The organism is Methanosarcina sp. WH1, from assembly GCF_000970005.1.
Lineage (GTDB): Archaea > Halobacteriota > Methanosarcinia > Methanosarcinales > Methanosarcinaceae > Methanosarcina.
This window is the reverse complement of record NZ_CP009504.1, coordinates 978,740-993,531: the sequence shown is the minus strand read 5'-3', so window position 1 is coordinate 993,531 and position 14,792 is coordinate 978,740. Positions and strand designations below refer to the sequence as shown.

The 14,792-nt window shown below is 42.7% G+C and carries 16 protein-coding genes and 2 pseudogenes; 8 read left to right on the top strand and 10 right to left on the bottom strand.

Going from position 1 to position 14,792, the window contains the following annotated elements; translation table 11 throughout:
* Window positions 1-331 precede the first annotated feature (331 nt).
* Both MSWH1_RS17890 and MSWH1_RS17885 read right to left on the bottom strand, forming a co-directional pair.
* Window positions 332-1,158, bottom strand: a pseudogene (locus MSWH1_RS17890) (IS1 family transposase); the annotation flags it as partial.
* Between the two features lie 148 nt (window positions 1,159-1,306).
* Window positions 1,307-1,504 (bottom strand): transposase, encoded by a 198-nt coding sequence (locus MSWH1_RS17885; protein ID WP_082088030.1) that lies wholly within the window; start codon window positions 1,502-1,504, stop codon window positions 1,307-1,309.
* Between the two features lie 240 nt (window positions 1,505-1,744).
* Between MSWH1_RS17885 and MSWH1_RS04475 the strand changes: the two genes are divergently transcribed.
* From MSWH1_RS04475 to MSWH1_RS04460, 4 genes are all read left to right on the top strand, one after another.
* The gene (locus MSWH1_RS04475) at window positions 1,745-2,716 is read left to right on the top strand and encodes a permease (RefSeq protein ID WP_048126484.1); all 972 of its coding nucleotides are present in this window, start codon (window positions 1,745-1,747) and stop codon (window positions 2,714-2,716) included.
* A gap of 119 nt (window positions 2,717-2,835) precedes the next feature.
* Window positions 2,836-3,069, top strand: a complete 234-nt coding sequence (locus MSWH1_RS04470; protein ID WP_048126482.1) for a thioredoxin family protein — start codon at window positions 2,836-2,838, stop codon at window positions 3,067-3,069.
* 85 nt (window positions 3,070-3,154) lie between these two features.
* Window positions 3,155-3,538 (top strand): putative zinc-binding protein, encoded by a 384-nt coding sequence (locus MSWH1_RS04465; RefSeq protein WP_048130224.1) that lies wholly within the window; start codon window positions 3,155-3,157, stop codon window positions 3,536-3,538.
* A gap of 154 nt (window positions 3,539-3,692) precedes the next feature.
* Window positions 3,693-4,013 carry a DUF6951 family protein gene (locus MSWH1_RS04460; RefSeq protein WP_048126480.1) on the top strand — a complete coding sequence of 107 codons (321 nt, stop codon included), beginning with the start codon at window positions 3,693-3,695 and terminating at the stop codon, window positions 4,011-4,013.
* Between the two features lie 91 nt (window positions 4,014-4,104).
* Here the strand turns inward: MSWH1_RS04460 and MSWH1_RS20720 are convergent, their stop codons facing one another.
* From MSWH1_RS20720 to MSWH1_RS18815, 3 genes are all read right to left on the bottom strand, one after another.
* A complete protein-coding gene (locus MSWH1_RS20720) occupies window positions 4,105-4,245 on the bottom strand; it encodes a DUF1566 domain-containing protein (RefSeq protein WP_082088029.1) in 141 nt (46 codons plus the stop codon).
* Window positions 4,246-4,683: 438 nt separating this feature from the next.
* Window positions 4,684-4,905 carry a hypothetical protein gene (locus tag MSWH1_RS17375; protein ID WP_052723127.1) on the bottom strand — a complete coding sequence of 74 codons (222 nt, stop codon included), beginning with the start codon at window positions 4,903-4,905 and terminating at the stop codon, window positions 4,684-4,686.
* A 146-nt stretch (window positions 4,906-5,051) separates the two neighbouring features.
* Entirely contained in the window at window positions 5,052-5,192 is a 141-nt protein-coding gene (locus tag MSWH1_RS18815; RefSeq protein WP_156148070.1) for a hypothetical protein, read from the bottom strand.
* A 503-nt stretch (window positions 5,193-5,695) separates the two neighbouring features.
* On the opposite strand from MSWH1_RS18815, the gene MSWH1_RS04450 reads away from it, so the two are divergent.
* The 3 genes and pseudogenes from MSWH1_RS04450 to MSWH1_RS18810 all read left to right on the top strand — a co-directional run.
* Window positions 5,696-6,583, top strand: a complete 888-nt coding sequence (locus MSWH1_RS04450) for a universal stress protein (protein WP_048126478.1) — start codon at window positions 5,696-5,698, stop codon at window positions 6,581-6,583.
* Entirely contained in the window at window positions 6,576-7,628 is a 1,053-nt protein-coding gene (gene arsB / locus MSWH1_RS04445) for an ACR3 family arsenite efflux transporter (RefSeq protein WP_048126472.1), read from the top strand. The genes MSWH1_RS04450 and arsB overlap by 8 nt, the downstream gene beginning before the upstream one ends.
* Window positions 7,629-7,891: 263 nt before the next feature.
* A pseudogene (locus MSWH1_RS18810) lies at window positions 7,892-8,155 on the top strand (IS110 family transposase); the annotation flags it as partial.
* Here the strand turns inward: MSWH1_RS18810 and MSWH1_RS04440 are convergent.
* From MSWH1_RS04440 to MSWH1_RS04430, 3 genes are all read right to left on the bottom strand, one after another.
* On the bottom strand, window positions 8,156-9,592 hold the full coding sequence (locus MSWH1_RS04440) for a deoxyribodipyrimidine photo-lyase (RefSeq protein ID WP_048130223.1): 1,437 nt from the start codon (window positions 9,590-9,592) through the stop codon (window positions 8,156-8,158).
* A 193-nt stretch (window positions 9,593-9,785) separates the two neighbouring features.
* Window positions 9,786-10,526 carry an MBL fold metallo-hydrolase gene (locus tag MSWH1_RS04435; protein WP_048126470.1) on the bottom strand — a complete coding sequence of 247 codons (741 nt, stop codon included), beginning with the start codon at window positions 10,524-10,526 and terminating at the stop codon, window positions 9,786-9,788.
* A complete protein-coding gene (locus MSWH1_RS04430) occupies window positions 10,523-11,809 on the bottom strand; it encodes an ATP-binding protein (protein WP_048126468.1) in 1,287 nt (428 codons plus the stop codon). Before MSWH1_RS04430 ends, MSWH1_RS04435 begins: the two co-directional genes overlap by 4 nt.
* A gap of 483 nt (window positions 11,810-12,292) precedes the next feature.
* Here MSWH1_RS04430 and purC point away from each other — a divergent pair, with 483 nt between their 5' ends.
* Window positions 12,293-13,006 carry a phosphoribosylaminoimidazolesuccinocarboxamide synthase gene (purC, locus tag MSWH1_RS04425; protein ID WP_048126466.1) on the top strand — a complete coding sequence of 238 codons (714 nt, stop codon included), beginning with the start codon at window positions 12,293-12,295 and terminating at the stop codon, window positions 13,004-13,006.
* A gap of 179 nt (window positions 13,007-13,185) precedes the next feature.
* Here the strand turns inward: purC and MSWH1_RS04420 are convergent, their stop codons facing one another.
* Window positions 13,186-14,412 carry an Nre family DNA repair protein gene (locus MSWH1_RS04420; protein ID WP_048126464.1) on the bottom strand — a complete coding sequence of 409 codons (1,227 nt, stop codon included), beginning with the start codon at window positions 14,410-14,412 and terminating at the stop codon, window positions 13,186-13,188.
* Complete coding sequence (locus MSWH1_RS04415) at window positions 14,409-14,774, bottom strand: transcriptional regulator (RefSeq protein WP_048126462.1); 366 nt, start codon at window positions 14,772-14,774, stop codon at window positions 14,409-14,411. The genes MSWH1_RS04420 and MSWH1_RS04415 overlap by 4 nt, the downstream gene beginning before the upstream one ends.
* Window positions 14,775-14,792: the final 18 nt, after the last annotated feature.

Genomic DNA, 14,792 nt, shown 5'->3' with positions numbered 1-14,792 from the left:
ATATCAGTGTATAGAAGTACCTAATATTAGCATTTTTAGTTGATGTATTTGGCTTAACTATATTCCTAATTCTGCATGACTTTGCGTTTTTCATAACATATTGTTCACACCTTGTTTTGTTTCCCTTTAGGATCTGTTTCATCTTCTTTCCTTTCTTAACAACTGGAACTATATGTGAAATATTGTATTCTTGAAGGAATTCAAACATTTCTATACAATAAAACCCTTTATCCAAGCAAAGAACCTTCATTTTGAAGTTCAGCCCTTTGAAGGCCCATCTTTACCCGATTGATATTTTAAAACACCTGAATTTCATCATCTCCTTTAAAGTCTATTTTGAATCCGCAATTCCTGCTTCTCTTGTAGATGTATTTTTGCATTCAACCCCTTTTCATCTTCATACCTTAATCCTCCATGCCCTCTACAAAAGCTAAAATGCGTGCAATAGAGCTTCATTTGGTATTCTAACCATTCTTTCACCTTTGAAAACCATATTGTTTTTCTTGACACTCTGTTGTTATCCTGCCTGAAAGTTAGGTTTTGTCTTTCCAGTAAAGTTGTTGAGATTTCGCTTTGTTCAATGTCTTCTCCAAAATGATCTTCTTCTCTACCTTCTCAAACACCCTATTTACTCTTGTTTTGACTACCTGAGCATACCTCAAATCCTCAGAAGAAACGGTTTTTGGTTTCTTTGGCCTTCCTCTTTTCCCAGTTCCTGGAAACTCTCAAAAAACTCCAAATTGTTTCAAAAGCTCTTCTTTATAAAAGTTCAACTCATCTGTGACAAAAAGAGGAATTTTATCTGAAAGATGTCTATCGATTAACTCGACCAGCTTGTCTGCAACATACTGTTTTCTTGGTCCTATAACAAAAGAAATTATTAACCTGCAACCTGGTGCAAAAGCTACCCACATCCAGGGACCATTATCTTCATAATCTTTCATTCTTGAAACTATTTTTTTGGATTGTAACCCATAGTTCATCCATTTCTACCTTTGACACATCCACATTCTTCATCATATTGTCATTTACTTTATCGCATTGTTCAGCTGCACGGGCCAACCATAGCTTTACACTGGCAGGTTGTACCTCAAAAACGTCGGCAATGGCTTGAATGCTCATTCCTTTCATAGACATTTTTAAAGCTAAGTTTATGCTATTTTAGTTAATGTGCTTATTTTGGGATAAAAAATCTTAAAAATAATCGTTCCTTAAAAATATTAACATGTTCCCAAATTCCATTAAGTCGTCAGAGGCGAAAATAATGGCAAACAGTTTTCCATGGTGGGAATTCCTGGAGTAACATTCACCAGGCACAACTAGAACGTAACAAATAGAAGATTGCATTCAGTGTTTCTCGAAAAGAATGAACGCGTTTCCTACCTAGATTCATTCTTGAATTAAGAAAATGAGGTTTAATTAGTTGCCATTCTCGATCGGATAAATCACCAGGATAAGGAATTCTTCGAGATCGTTTTAACTCTAACGAACAATAGAGGTACAAGGATTATTTAATCTTAAGATAACCTCTAAGAAAATATCTGGAATAAGATATATAACCCGGCCTATTTTGAGATTTTGCTGGATTGAGCATTCAGATTCTAACTCAAGTATTCCTGAAAAGAGCTTCATTAGAAGCGATAGCTTTATATCGAATAAACATCATATCAACATATATTGATATAACGTAATGAAATTGAGTATCCAAAAAAGCAAAAACAAAATAGAAAAGAAGGAACTCTAAATGGCTGATATCTTTTATCCTCTGCAATGGATTGCAGACAAACTGACATACGAGGTTTTCGGGATTACACCCACTACTCACCTTGCGGCCAGTGTCAACTTCATCATCTACGACGTATTGAAAATAGTCATCCTGCTTTCCGTGATGATTTTCGCGATCTCCTACCTCAGGACCTATATCACTCCGGAAAAAACAAGAAAGGTACTCGGAGGCAAGAAAGGGCTCCGCTACCACCTGATAGCTTCCTTGATAGGAACGATCTCTCCATTCTGTTCATGTTCCTCAGTGCCCCTTTTTATCGGGTTTGTGGAAGCTGGAGTGCCCCTTGGAGTTACCTTCTCCTTTCTAATCACCTCCCCTCTGGTAAACGAAGCTGCTGTAGCCGTACTCTGGGCAACCCTTGGCTTGAAGGCAACTGTAATTTATGTGATATCGGGTATCGTGCTCGGTGTGTTTGGAGGCTATGTAATCGGAGTCCTGAAACTGGAAAAGTACGTAGAAGATTTCGTTTATAATATAAAAGTAGGTAAACAGACTAACGAACAGGTAAGCCTTACCATAAAGGAAAGGACAGACCTTGCTCTTGAAAGCGTTAAAGACATAGTGGGAAGAGTCTGGATCTACGTGATCATAGGGGTCACCATAGGAGGCATCTTCCACGGATATGCTCCCGAAGGCATCCTCCAAAAATACGCAGGAAAGGACAATCTGCTTGCAGTTCCAATTGCTGTACTTGTGGGTGTCCCCCTCTACTCAAATGTAATGGGCATGATTCCCATAGTTGAGAGCCTGATCGGAAAAGGGCTCCCGATAGGGACTTCCCTGGCATTCCTGATGTCGGTTACAGCTGTGTCCCTGCCAGAAATGATCATCCTTAAAAAGGTGCTGAAAAAAGAACTGATTGGGATCTTTGTCTTAATTGTGGCGTTGTCAATCGTCTTCACGGGATACCTGTTCAACATATTGCTATGAACTGCTTATCGTTGAAAATCTAGCATAAACACCCAAAAAAATCCAGCGTAAAACTCTAAAAACCCGAAAAAACTGAATTTAAAAAAGAATTCATATATACAATAAGTTGAGGTGAAAAAATGAAGATTGAAATTCTTGGAACCGGATGTCCTAAATGCAAGAAAACGAAAGAAATCATTGAAAAAGTCCTGGCTGAAACCGGTAAGAAGGCCGAGGTTGTTAAAGTAGAAGACTTTGAATCAATCCTGAACTACGGCGTGATGGTCACCCCAGCTGTCGTAGTTGATGGTGAAGTTAAAATTGCAGGTAAAGTCCCGGATGAAAAAGATATCCGAAAATGGATTGCAAAGTAACAGACATACAAAGCGATCTGAGACACTGATAGAAACCCAAATTGAAACTGAAAATTAAAACCGGATTTAAGGTAGTGTGAAAAAAATGGCAGAAGAAACAAAATGTGCATGTGGTTCGGCAAACGTGGCAATCTTTCCCTGTGCGGGAGCCGCAAATGTAGGCCAGCTTTCAAATAAAATCGCAGTCGAGCTCGATCAGCAGGGACTAGGAAACATGATGTGTACAGTAGGCATCGGAGCTCGGGCTCCAGGGCTTATGAAGTCTGCCGAAGCTTCCGACCGGATCATAGCCATTAACGGCTGTCCCGTAAAATGTGCAACCAAAACTATGGAATTGGCCGGCTTTAAAGTGGATCATAAGATCGTGATTTCCGAACTTGGGATAAAGAAAACTAAGGACAAAGATCTCAAGGACGAAGAAGTAGCAGAAGTCCTGACAAAAGTTATGGAGATCCTTCAGTCCGAATGATCTCTTTCCTATTTTTTCTTTTTGATTATTGAAATACAGCCCACTTTTTTATCTTTCATATTTGATATATAAACTTCTAAATTCCTAAATAGATTTAATTAACAGATTATCCCATAATAAGAAATTGAATTCAAAAACGAATTGAGGTGATCATATGACTGAAATTACTGTCAATTCCACAATATGCGATTTTACCCACAAACTCCGCGGGTGCATGAAAGGCGGAAAAATCATTGTAGATATCGAAACTCCATGTGAAAAAATAAAGAAAATCTCGCATCTTGAAGTTCCCATGATGGAAACCATGGACATCAAAGACAACTATGTGATGGACAAGGCAAAAGAGGCAAAGTGCTGTTCAAACTGCCTGGTGCCCTGCGGGGTGCTTAACCTATGCAAGCTAGAAAGCGGTTTTATAGCAAAATCCCTTGCAAAAAAAGCAGGAAGCCTCAGTATCGATTTTGACGAAGTATAAAGCAATAAAAACATACTTTTTATGGTTCTTCGTCATTCTCTATGAATTAGATAATTTTCATCCCAGCACTTTCGCCAGTTCAGGCATCCTTTCAACTTAAGGGTGGAGAGAATTTTGAAATATCCTGTTTTTCGACGATGCTCTGGAGTTCCTTGACATTGAGCAGACGCCAATCTTCATAGCCAACCAACGTCAGATTCTCTGCATAAGCCAGTGCGTTCTCCCAGTCCATACCACTGACACTATCGGCCTATTGCCACATCAGCCCCGTTGCACGATCGGTGACCGTGCCATCGCCATTGTCTACGAAATCATTCGCACCATACAAGTTTCCGCGAACAGTCCGTACATAGTTTCCCATGGGACCCGAAACTTCCGCCGGATAAGCTTTGATATATCCAGTGCTATGATTGATACCAAATACCGCCTTTGTGCCTCCCCCTATTGTCGTGCAGACGTAGTAATCTGCCCAATATTGTTCACCCTTGCTGGCGCTCACTCAGGGAGATCGAAATCGGCTGTATCCAGATAATGCCATCCCTGAGAAAAGTTACTGATGGAATACAGTTATTTCAAAGTGGGCATGCGCCAGTCGTCATATCCGCCTATTTCCAGAGATTCACAATATTCATGCTTCTTCTCAGCTTATGCTGCCACTGGCAGGGGTCTGCTACCACATCAACCCTGTAACTTCATCCGTTACTGTTCTGTCGCCGTTGTCGGTGTAGCTGAAAAGATTGCCTGTAAACTGGGCATTCTGGCCGTAAAATGTTTCACCGGATTCAGGGCACTCCATTTCGTTTCCTTCGTCGTCATAACAGGCAGTCTGCCCGGTGTCAACAAGGGTATACTTTACAACGGTAGTGGTCCCTTCCTGAGATGGCGATTCCATTTCCTATGTATCCGTTTCCTGAATATCCGTCTGCTCCGTGCAGCCGGAAAGTGAGACGAAAACTACCATCATCGCAACAAAGGTAATTTTCAATAAATTGTTCTTTATATTAGTCCTCTATTGTCTTTTCTTAAGTCAGTAAATACTTACATCACCGCCACGTACCAGACAAACATAGTTATCGATCCTGATGGAATCCCCCTGAGGACCGTTACCCTCAGGATATTCTGATACTTCACCTGCTTTTGGATCGCTCCTCTGTGCTCCTGCCGTGCACGTCCTGCCATCCGCTCATATATCCCATCGCCCTGCCAATTTACCAGAGAAACTGCAAATTATAACTGCCAGGGAACCCTGAATATATTGTTGCAGACCTCAACATCCCCTACAAACTCTCCAGACGCCACAAGTAATGATCTCAAAAACAAAAACCCTTACTTAGAAATACCTTCAGTAGACACTATTTTCAATTACATCAAAGGCAATAATACTCAATTTAGAACGCTTTTTTGAAACAACTATTCCTTTAGAACAACTATTCCTTTAGAACAACTATTCCTTTAGAACAACTATTCCTTTAGAACAACTATTCCTTTAGAACAACTATTCCTTTAGAACAACTATTCCTTTAGAACACTATTCCTTTAGAACACTCCTTCTTTTTTTACTTCAGTGCATCAAGCTATTAGCGATAAAGACATAATTATGAACTGGGGTCATCAAAAAGCCACAGGGTACTGAAAGATAAGACCTTCAAAGAAATGGAACGAAAGGGGGCTGCGGACAACAGATGATAAGCACAGTACTTGTTCCTGCGGATTTTACAATCGAAACGGAAGATTTGCTCAGCTGTATAGGGGAACTTAAAAATGCCGGCTTGAGGAAAGTTATCCTGCTGCATGTAGTGGACATACATAAAAGCCAGGGGCTTGCCCCTATGTTTGAACGAAATACAAAGGCAAGAATTGAGGAATATGCAAATTTTGTCAGGGAACTCGGGCTTGAAACCGAAACCCTGGTAGTGATCGGAGACGTCAAAAGGACAATTACGGAGACTGCAGACCGGGAAGATGTCGATGCGATAATAATGGGAGCCACAACTGAAGGCTTCATAAAGGGGAAACTTCTCGGAAGGACTACGGAATACATAGCCCGCAGTTCAAAGAAAATCCTGCTGGTTGAGAAGTATGAAGCTATGAAGGAAGGAAAGGAAGCTTATGAGAAAGCATGCCGGGCGACTTTCTCCAGGATTCTTGTGCCCCTCGACTTTTCAAAAGAGGCAATGAAGGCAATAGAACAACTTCAGGAATTAAAAGGGGTCGTAAAAGAAGTTCTGTTCCTGCATGTAATAGATGACATAAAAAATATGGACCTGCTGGACGAACAGAGGGAAGAGGCAAAAGAAAAACTGAGGAAAATAAAGGAGCAGCTTGAGGGCATAAAAAGCCAGTATATTGTCGTTGAAGGCATTCCCTCGGATGAGATCGTCAAATTCGCCGGCATAGAAGATATCACCCTGATCATGCTTACTACTCGCGGAAAAGGAACTTTAATGGACCTCCTGCTCGGAAGCACGACAGAAAATGTACTCCGGAAAACCCCAAAGCCCGTACTGATCATCCCTTCAAGCAAAGAGTTCGAAGAAGAAGGGTGGGACGAGGGAGAAGAGTATGCCTGAAGAGGAGGGAGAAAGGGAACTCGATTTCTTCAGCAAATACCTCTCGGTCTGGGTTGCGTTCTGTATCATACTCGGAACTGCAATCGGTTACATGTTTCCAGGTTTTGCGGACACCCTTGGAGGGATTGAGATCGCAAACGTCTCAATCCCCGTAGCTGTCGTGCTCCTGATCATGATGTATCCCATTATGCTTAAGATTAATTTTGAAGAAATCCTGAACGTTGAGGCAAATTTAAAGCCCTTACTTTTAACTATTCTAGTAAACTGGGCGATCAAGCCCTTTACAATGGCTTTTGTTGCATGGTTTTTTATGCGGGTGCTCTTTGAATCCCTGATCCCTGCGGACCTCCAGGCACAGTATATTGCAGGCATGATCCTACTGGGGATTGCTCCCTGCACAGCTATGGTCCTGGTCTGGACTTACCTTGCAAGAGCCAATATTAACTATGCTTTGATCCAGGTATCAGTAAATGACCTTATTATTCTGGTCCTTTTCGCTCCTCTGGGAAAGTTTCTCCTCGGGGTCACAACTGACTTTCCAGTCCCCATCATGACAATCTTCGTCTCGGTCCTGTTTTATGTGGCAATTCCTCTCGGCCTTGCTGTGCTGACAAGGCAGGTAGTGATAAGAAAAAAAGGTATTACCTGGTTTGAAAACAAATTGATCCAAAAAACACAGTGGATTACTCCTGCCGGACTTTTAATAACACTTGTCCTGATTTTTATATTCCAGGGAAACAACATCATAAATTATCCCCTGCATATTCTCCTGATAGCAATTCCCCTTGTGCTGCAGACTTACCTGATCTTCGGGATCGGGTATGCAGGAGCAAAATACCTGAAAATTCCCTACAGGGAAGCTGCACCTTCAACATTCATCGGCGCCAGTAATTTCTTCGAACTGGCAGTGGCAGTAGCCTTAATTCTGTTCGGAATGGAATCCGGGGCTGCGCTCGCAACCGTTGTGGGAGTGCTTGTGGAAGTGCCTGTTATGCTCTCCCTTGTGAAAATCATGAACAGGAACAGGAAAAAATACAGGTTCTGAAGAGTTTCTTATCAGAAAAACGCACATGATATTCCTAGAATAACATGCCCAAATGAATGAAAGTCCTTTTCAATTACCTTTTTTTGGTTATGAACTCCATCATTACCTCAGGACAGGAAGGTTGTCTTCTTTTTGATACTCTGAAACCGTAGAAAAATTAACCAGTGAATTGCCATCGAAGGCCCAAATATGACCTTGATCACGGATGCCAAATTACCTTTGAGGCAATCCTATTGTCCATGGAAATAATGGAGTAATGTAAATTGGAAGGAGAAATAAACAACTCTTGCAGTTTAGATATTCACAAACACTTTATCATTGCTACCATTCTCAATAAATCCGGTGAAAAACAGCAACAACGTTTCGATAGAAATGATAAAGAGATTTGAAACCTTAAAAATTGGGTGACATCAAAAAAAAGTGATGTTGTTGCATGTAAATCAACAAGTGACTTTTGGATTCCGATTTATGAATCATTGATAGATCATTTGCCTGTTATAGTTGGAAATGCACGAGATATGAAGGCATTAAAAGGTGCTGTTCCGAAAAAATGAAGCAAGTTGTTTTTCAGGTGCCCTTTCAACAGGATATCTGGCTATATAGGCATCTACATCGAATTTCCTTTTGCAGCCCTCATAACTCATATATCTGATTTTTCCGATCACTTCTCTCTCCCTCCAGGCCCGGTCATGAACGCCTCCTATACTCCAGGAAATTCCGGCATAGCCATTGGGGTCTCTTCCATCCAGTTCATATCTGTCATTCAGGAAGATTGCGATTTCAAGGGCTTTTTCTGGAGACTCGCTCCATTCCAGAATCTTTTTTGCCCAGTACATACGCATATAGCTGTGCATCTTCCCGGTACGGAGCAGTTCCATCTGGCTTGCATTCCAGAGTGGGTCGTGCGTCTTTCCTGCGCTGAATTCCTCAAGGGTGTAGATATACGTTCTCCGGTCATCCCGGTGGGCATTGAGTGACTTCTTTGCCCAATCCGGAAAGCTCTCAAAGCTGTCATATCCGGGATTATAATAACAGAAGTTATCCGCAATCTCCTTCCATACAAGGATCTCGTCCAGGAAAGCTTTCTTTGATTCGGGGTTACTTTTTGCTTTTTCCACCTCAAGCACAACCCTCTGCGCCGAGATCTGCCCGAAATGAAGGTAAGGGGAAAGGCTTGAGAGCGCGTTCTTTGTCGGGTCGTTCCTTAGCGTGTTGTAAGAATCAAGCCTCTCTGCAAGAAAACTCTCCATCACCTTTCTTGCAGCTTTTTCCCCGGGTTTGAAATGCCCGGGCTCAAAAAGGGGATCCTTATTTTTATCGGAAATTTCCTCAGGAAGCAAGGATTTGATTCCGGTTTCCTGTGTTCCGGATAAAATATCTCCTATACTGTAGCCTGATGGGATTTCAATAGATTCGAAGTTCGGTTCAAGTTCCGGAAATTCCTCCAGAAACTCGGAGAGGTGCCCATAGAACTTCGGCCGAAAAGTATGTGCAGCATACTCCTGTTTTGGAGAAGCTTCCCAGCATGGGACGACATTGTGGGCATCAACCTCAAAAAATGGGATTTCGATTTCAGGAATAATTTTTTCTACCCATTCAGCCTTTACTCGAAGCGGGTCGAAATCTGTAACAAGAGCCCCCACTTCATACTCTGTTACAAACTCCGGGATTTTTTGCTCCGGGTTTCCTCGCAGAAAGACAAAAGGAATCTTTTCCCGGGAAAGGGCTTCCTCAAGTTCCTGCAGCCCTTTGAGCATGAATTCATAATGCCTTCTTCCTGCCCCCAAAAACCCTTCAGTCAGGCAGAAAATAACAATTACAGGGACATTCGCCTCCTGTGCTATTGCCCGCGCAAAGAGCAGAGCCCAGTTGTCTTTAACTCTCTGATCGCGGCTCATCCAATAAACAACAGGCCCGTCTCCTGGTTTTCCATGTTTGAAAGCCCGGATGCGTTTTGGATTCATAAGCAATTTTGGAGTTTCGGGATATATAGAACTAACATAGGAATAATGAAAAATGGAAATTGTGCCCAGAAAGGGGTTCTGTTTTTATCAAATAAACAGTGCCTCAATGTGGTAAACCAGCTCAAAAGGTTAAAACTTTCTTAAAAGAACTAAAATTCAGTTCAAAAAGGTCAAAATTCAGATTCAAGAGAGCTTAAAACTCAAAGACCTGCCCGTCATATCCCAGAGGTAAAAACATTGATTCTATGTGATGTGGGCGGAAAAGGTGGCTGAGGTGGGTCAGAACCACTTCTTTAGCGTTGAGCTTTTGAGCAAGTTCCATAGCCTCTTCCGAATTCATATGCTTTTTAATATGGATGTGCGGAGGAACGATAGCATCTGCAATAAGAAGATCCGGGTTCCTCATAAACTCCAGGCTTTTTTCAGGAATCTCAGGGTTCGTATCACTTGTGACCACGACTCTGGTACTCCCCTCACGGATAACAACGCCTGCAGGGGTTTCTACCGGTGGGTGGGAAACTTTAAAAAGAGTGAACTCAAGCCCGATCAATTTGAAAGGTTCATAGAATTTTACGTAGTGGTACCTGGGTTTCAGGAAAGAAACGTATTGGTCTATGTAATCCAGTGTTTCTCGAACTCCATAGACATCAACTTTATTTTGAACCCTGTAAAACTCCCCGAAGCCTGCGTAGTGGTCGTAATGCCCATGTGTCCAGATCACCCCGTCTATGCCCGAAAGCCTTTGCCTGAGGAACTGCTGCCTGAGGTCAGGGCTGGTATCAATAAGAAATTTACCCTGATCAGACTCCACAAGGATAGAGAAACGAAGGCGTTGGCTTCTTCCACCTTCATGGGCGTCGACGCATGCAGGGCATTTACAGCCAATTTTTGGAGTACCAACAGCGTCGCCGGTCCCGAGCAGCGTTATCTTCATGAAGGATTCTTCCCTTTGTAGTCATCGGATTTGAGATCTGCCCTTTCATCAAAGGACTTTACTGCTTCTAGCAGATCCTCCTGGGTGAGTACCTTGCGTTCTTCCAGAAGAGCACTCAGGACAGCTTCCCTGATAACCATACGCAAGTCAGAACCCGAATAACTTTCTGTTAATACCGCAATCTCTTGTGTATCAAAGTCACCCTCTATGTGCCGAGTCACAATGTCCAGGATATTTTTTCGCATCTCCAGGTCAGGCAGAGGGAAATGGACAATTTCATCAAAACGCCTCCATGCCGCACTGTCAAGCATTCGAGGGTGGTTTGTTGCAGCAATCAAAAGGACTCCATGCTCTACCAGACTGATTTCATCTATAGCTTTCAGGAGAGTATTGACTGCCCTCTTGATTGCAGCGTTTTCGTCGGAAGTCCTGGCTTTTGCAACAAAGTCCAGCTCATCTATGAAAAGAATGCAGGGATTCAGTTTTTTTGCAAGCAGGAAAACGCGGTCTATATTTTTTGCAGTCTCGCCAAGGTACTGGTCTGTGATCATTGAGAGCTTGACCTCGACAAAGGGAATTGAGAGCTGTTCTGAAAGTGCACGGGCAACAGAGGTTTTTCCGGTACCAGGAGGCCCGACAAACAGGAGTTTTCCTATATCATGCAGCCCGATATCCCGCAGGTATTCCCTATGCTTGATGGCTTTCATAATTTTTTCAATTTCGTCTTCCTGTTCCTCGGTGAGCACAAGGTCCCTGACTTTCTGTTTGACGTCTTCAGGAGCGATAATGACAACGAGCTTGAGCATTTCTTCGCTCTTGTCTTCTTTCTTGATTTCAGCTATAAGAGATTCTATCCATTCCCTGTCGACTTCCTTTGGCCTAATCTTTGCTTTTGCAGCTGCATAGTCTGTAGCTTCATCCTTCCTGATTTCTCCGAAATAATACGCGAGGACAGGATTATTTTCGATCCTCTCCTGAGAACCTTCCTGTTTTTCAAGCCATTCTGCGGCAAGTTCAAATGCGCTCAAGCGGAGTTCAAAGTGAGTCCTGTCAATGGTTATGAAAGGTACATTTTTTACACTTTTTTCGATATCTTTGATCCCATATAGTTTTTCAATCCTGACATATGAAGCTATTATGGGTTTGGGAACCGTTTTTTCTGTGCTGTTCCAGTAACTTTTCCGAATATTTTTGGGGAGGTCATTCACATCCAGTTCTGGATAGCGGTTATAGATCTCTGCGGTCAGCAGTAGCTCTACGATGTCTAGTATAATGCCTGACATGTTTTTTTACCCGTTGCGTATTGAGATGAATTCATTATTCAGTGGTGGGCGCTCAAGTGCGATAAGTTATTAATTCTTTGCATAAGTTGCTAAACCTATTAATTGATTTTCTTCAATGATATAATTTGCGAAGCATGGGATAACCCTCTGCAGAAGGATAAAAAGCCAGTACGAGTGATAACTTTATCTAGCAGAAAGACTTTATCATCTACTCCATCTCTTCATGAAATCCGGAGTATGTTTCAGGAAAAAAATCCCTATAATCTGCAAACGTCTCAGGTTTCCTGGAGTATCATTACGGATTCTGGAAGTAAGCAACTCATTTCCAGAAACATACAGTTTCGGAGAATACTATCCGTTTCTGGAATACCCCAAGCATTATTAAATAACTCCTATATTAAAATCACTGTTGTTCGGAATAATAGTTCCGGAAAATCTCTCTATCTAAGGAAATCCAGAATTATCCCTAGAGAGGACCACTGCATGAAAAGAGAACAGCTCTATTCAGGGAAAGCAAAGACTATCTATGCGACAGATAATCCCGACACCTTTATCGCCGAATTCCGAAACAGCCTAACCGCGTTCAACGGAGAAAAGAAAGGCGAGATGGAAAGGAAGGGTTACTACAATGCCCAGATCTCAAAAAAGATATTTGAGATGCTGGAAGCCAGCGGAATAAAAACACATTTTGTCAGCATGCTTTCTGACATCGATATGCTTGTAAAGAAAGTAGAAATCATAAAGATCGAGGTAATTGTCAGAAACATTGCCGCGGGCTCCATTACAAAGAAATACCCTATGAAAGAAGGTACTATTTTCGAGTTCCCGGTTCTTGTCTTTGATTTCAAAAGCGACGAGTACGGAGATCCCATGCTGAATGATGACATCGCTGTTGCGCTTGGTGTTGCAACACGCGAAGAACTTGCTACACTCCGGGAACTTGCTCTCAGGATCAACGAGTTACTTGTGCCCTATCTCGACGAAAAAGGAATCCTGCTTCCAGACTTCAAACTTGAGTTTGGAAGAAGGGACGGGGAGATTATCCTTGCTGATGAAATTTCCTGCGACACCTGTCGTTTCTGGGACAAGAAAACCGGGCAGTCCATGGATAAAGATGTCTTCAGGTTTGACAAAGGCGACATTTCCAAAGCTTATGAAGACGTTGCCCGGCGCATTGTACCCGAGATATTTGAATGAGTTTGGAAGAGATCGAGGATTCGAATAAGCCTGGAAAAGATTGAAGGTTCGACTAAACTTAAAAAAGCCTTTGAGACCTTCTTTCTTGACTATTCCCTCATTCTTAATTTTTACTTCGATCTTACTTTCTGCCTGTAACCCAGCTTCGGTTTAGCGGCTTAAATTTTCATTTTTAACCATTAAACCTTGAAAAAAGAATCAAGCGTTGTCTGGAACCGGAAGTCAGAGAGCATCTTTGCCTTCTGTGTCCACTCTGATTTTTGGGTTTTTACCCTGCATGCAAGACTCGAAACCGCTGCTTCCAGGGAATCAAAGGTTTCAGGAGGATTTGTTAGAGCATTTCTCATGCCCTCCCTGACCACCCAGACCCCGAGAGGAGCCCAGTAATCAGGAGTGATTTCCCTCAGCACAAAGACCGAAGCCTGTCTTTTGATTTCTGTCAGATACTCGAGTACGGGAAGTCTTGCTGCATAATAACCTCCTGCAAGAGGGGAATATCCTTTTTTTCCGTCCACGCCTTCGCTGTCCTCTCCTATCCAGCTTGATTCTCCAGACCAGACTGTTTTTGGGAGCCAGATTTCAATAAGTTCAAAGGAATAAGCCCGCGGGAGGATGAGGACTTCAAAATGGTTTCCAAAATGTGTTCCGCTGAAAAGCTTAATGTCTGAAGCCCACGGGAAATCCAGTATACGGTCTGCAAGCTCCTTTCCTGCCATATCGTCCACGGCTGTAATGGACCAGCGGGTAGGCACTATTTTACGCTCTTTCCCGAGCAGGCCTATAGAAAAAAGGCGTGTGATGTGTTCCGTAGAAACGTTATTTTTTAAAAGTTCAGTCACGGCGTCTTTTGCAAGGGCATCGGTATCATAGACAAGGTAATCCACTTTTTTCGGAACATCCGGGTTTTCGGTCAGTTCAAAGTTTTTCACAAGCCCGGAAGGGCCCATAGGTGTGAGGACGGCATCGAACTTGAGTTCCTGTTTGGGGGCTTTAAAAAACCAGGCTTCAGTATCTACTGGTTTTCTGGAGAGAGCCAGCTCCTGAGCCTTTGCAAGAAGAGGATTTTCTTTACTCCGTGCATCTTTTATATGCAGGCTCGTGTTTGCCCTGACCATACGGGAGCGCATGGAGATGATATCTTCTATCTGCATGTTTCCCCAGGCTGAAGGGTCTTCAAGAAGCAAAACTTCGTTTTCCGTTGATGAGGGAGGAATCAGGGGGCCTGCCGAAACCCTGGGGTAGCCGTAGCTTCCTACAAAAAGAGCCGGGGGAGAAGCCCCAAATATAGAATCTCCTGAGATAACAGGTGAAATCGATTGCAAGGATTTAAATTTCTCCAGAATTGGGCAGCGGGGGCGCCCACAAAGTCCTTTTCCCTTGCACTTGATACACAGTATGTCTTTCACCTTTCGTTCATATCCTTACAGATGATGCATGTTTTAGCTTCAGGAGCATTTCTGTACAGCCAGCCGGATTTCTGAACAAAACTGCATATGCTGCACATCCCGTCTACTTTTTCCTGAGATGATAATCCGCCACTTAAGAGTACTGATGCAAATTTCCGAATTTCTTTCTGGGTCTCCTCCGAGAAATCAACTTCAGCCCCACGTTTTTCGCTCACGTACTGGGATACTGCAGCTCTTGAAAGCTCAAGGATATCTGCTACATCCTGCTGCGTACATCCATGCTCGAAAATCATTGCCCGTGAAAGTTCAGCCCTGATTGCAGGCAAGACTTTTTGTACCATAATTTCGCATGTTGTTTTCATTGGAGACCAACACTTGAA

Bases quoted from the DNA above. Each gene is read 5' to 3' on its own strand.
- MSWH1_RS04475 (WP_048126484.1), top strand. From the start codon at position 1,745: ATGGCTGATATCTTTTATCCTCTGCAATGGATTGCAGACAAACTGACA.
- MSWH1_RS04470 (WP_048126482.1), top strand. From the start codon at position 2,836: ATGAAGATTGAAATTCTTGGAACCGGATGTCCTAAATGCAAGAAAACG.
- MSWH1_RS04465 (WP_048130224.1), top strand. From the start codon at position 3,155: ATGGCAGAAGAAACAAAATGTGCATGTGGTTCGGCAAACGTGGCAATC.
- MSWH1_RS04460 (WP_048126480.1), top strand. From the start codon at position 3,693: ATGACTGAAATTACTGTCAATTCCACAATATGCGATTTTACCCACAAA.
- MSWH1_RS20720 (WP_082088029.1), bottom strand. From the start codon at position 4,245: ATGGACTGGGAGAACGCACTGGCTTATGCAGAGAATCTGACGTTGGTT.
- MSWH1_RS17375 (WP_052723127.1), bottom strand. From the start codon at position 4,905: ATGGAATCGCCATCTCAGGAAGGGACCACTACCGTTGTAAAGTATACC.
- MSWH1_RS18815 (WP_156148070.1), bottom strand. From the start codon at position 5,192: ATGGCAGGACGTGCACGGCAGGAGCACAGAGGAGCGATCCAAAAGCAG.
- MSWH1_RS04450 (WP_048126478.1), top strand. From the start codon at position 5,696: ATGATAAGCACAGTACTTGTTCCTGCGGATTTTACAATCGAAACGGAA.
- arsB (WP_048126472.1), top strand. From the start codon at position 6,576: ATGCCTGAAGAGGAGGGAGAAAGGGAACTCGATTTCTTCAGCAAATAC.
- MSWH1_RS04440 (WP_048130223.1), bottom strand. From the start codon at position 9,592: ATGAATCCAAAACGCATCCGGGCTTTCAAACATGGAAAACCAGGAGAC.
- MSWH1_RS04435 (WP_048126470.1), bottom strand. From the start codon at position 10,526: ATGAAGATAACGCTGCTCGGGACCGGCGACGCTGTTGGTACTCCAAAA.
- MSWH1_RS04430 (WP_048126468.1), bottom strand. From the start codon at position 11,809: ATGTCAGGCATTATACTAGACATCGTAGAGCTACTGCTGACCGCAGAG.
- purC (WP_048126466.1), top strand. From the start codon at position 12,293: ATGAAAAGAGAACAGCTCTATTCAGGGAAAGCAAAGACTATCTATGCG.
- MSWH1_RS04415 (WP_048126462.1), bottom strand. From the start codon at position 14,774: ATGAAAACAACATGCGAAATTATGGTACAAAAAGTCTTGCCTGCAATC.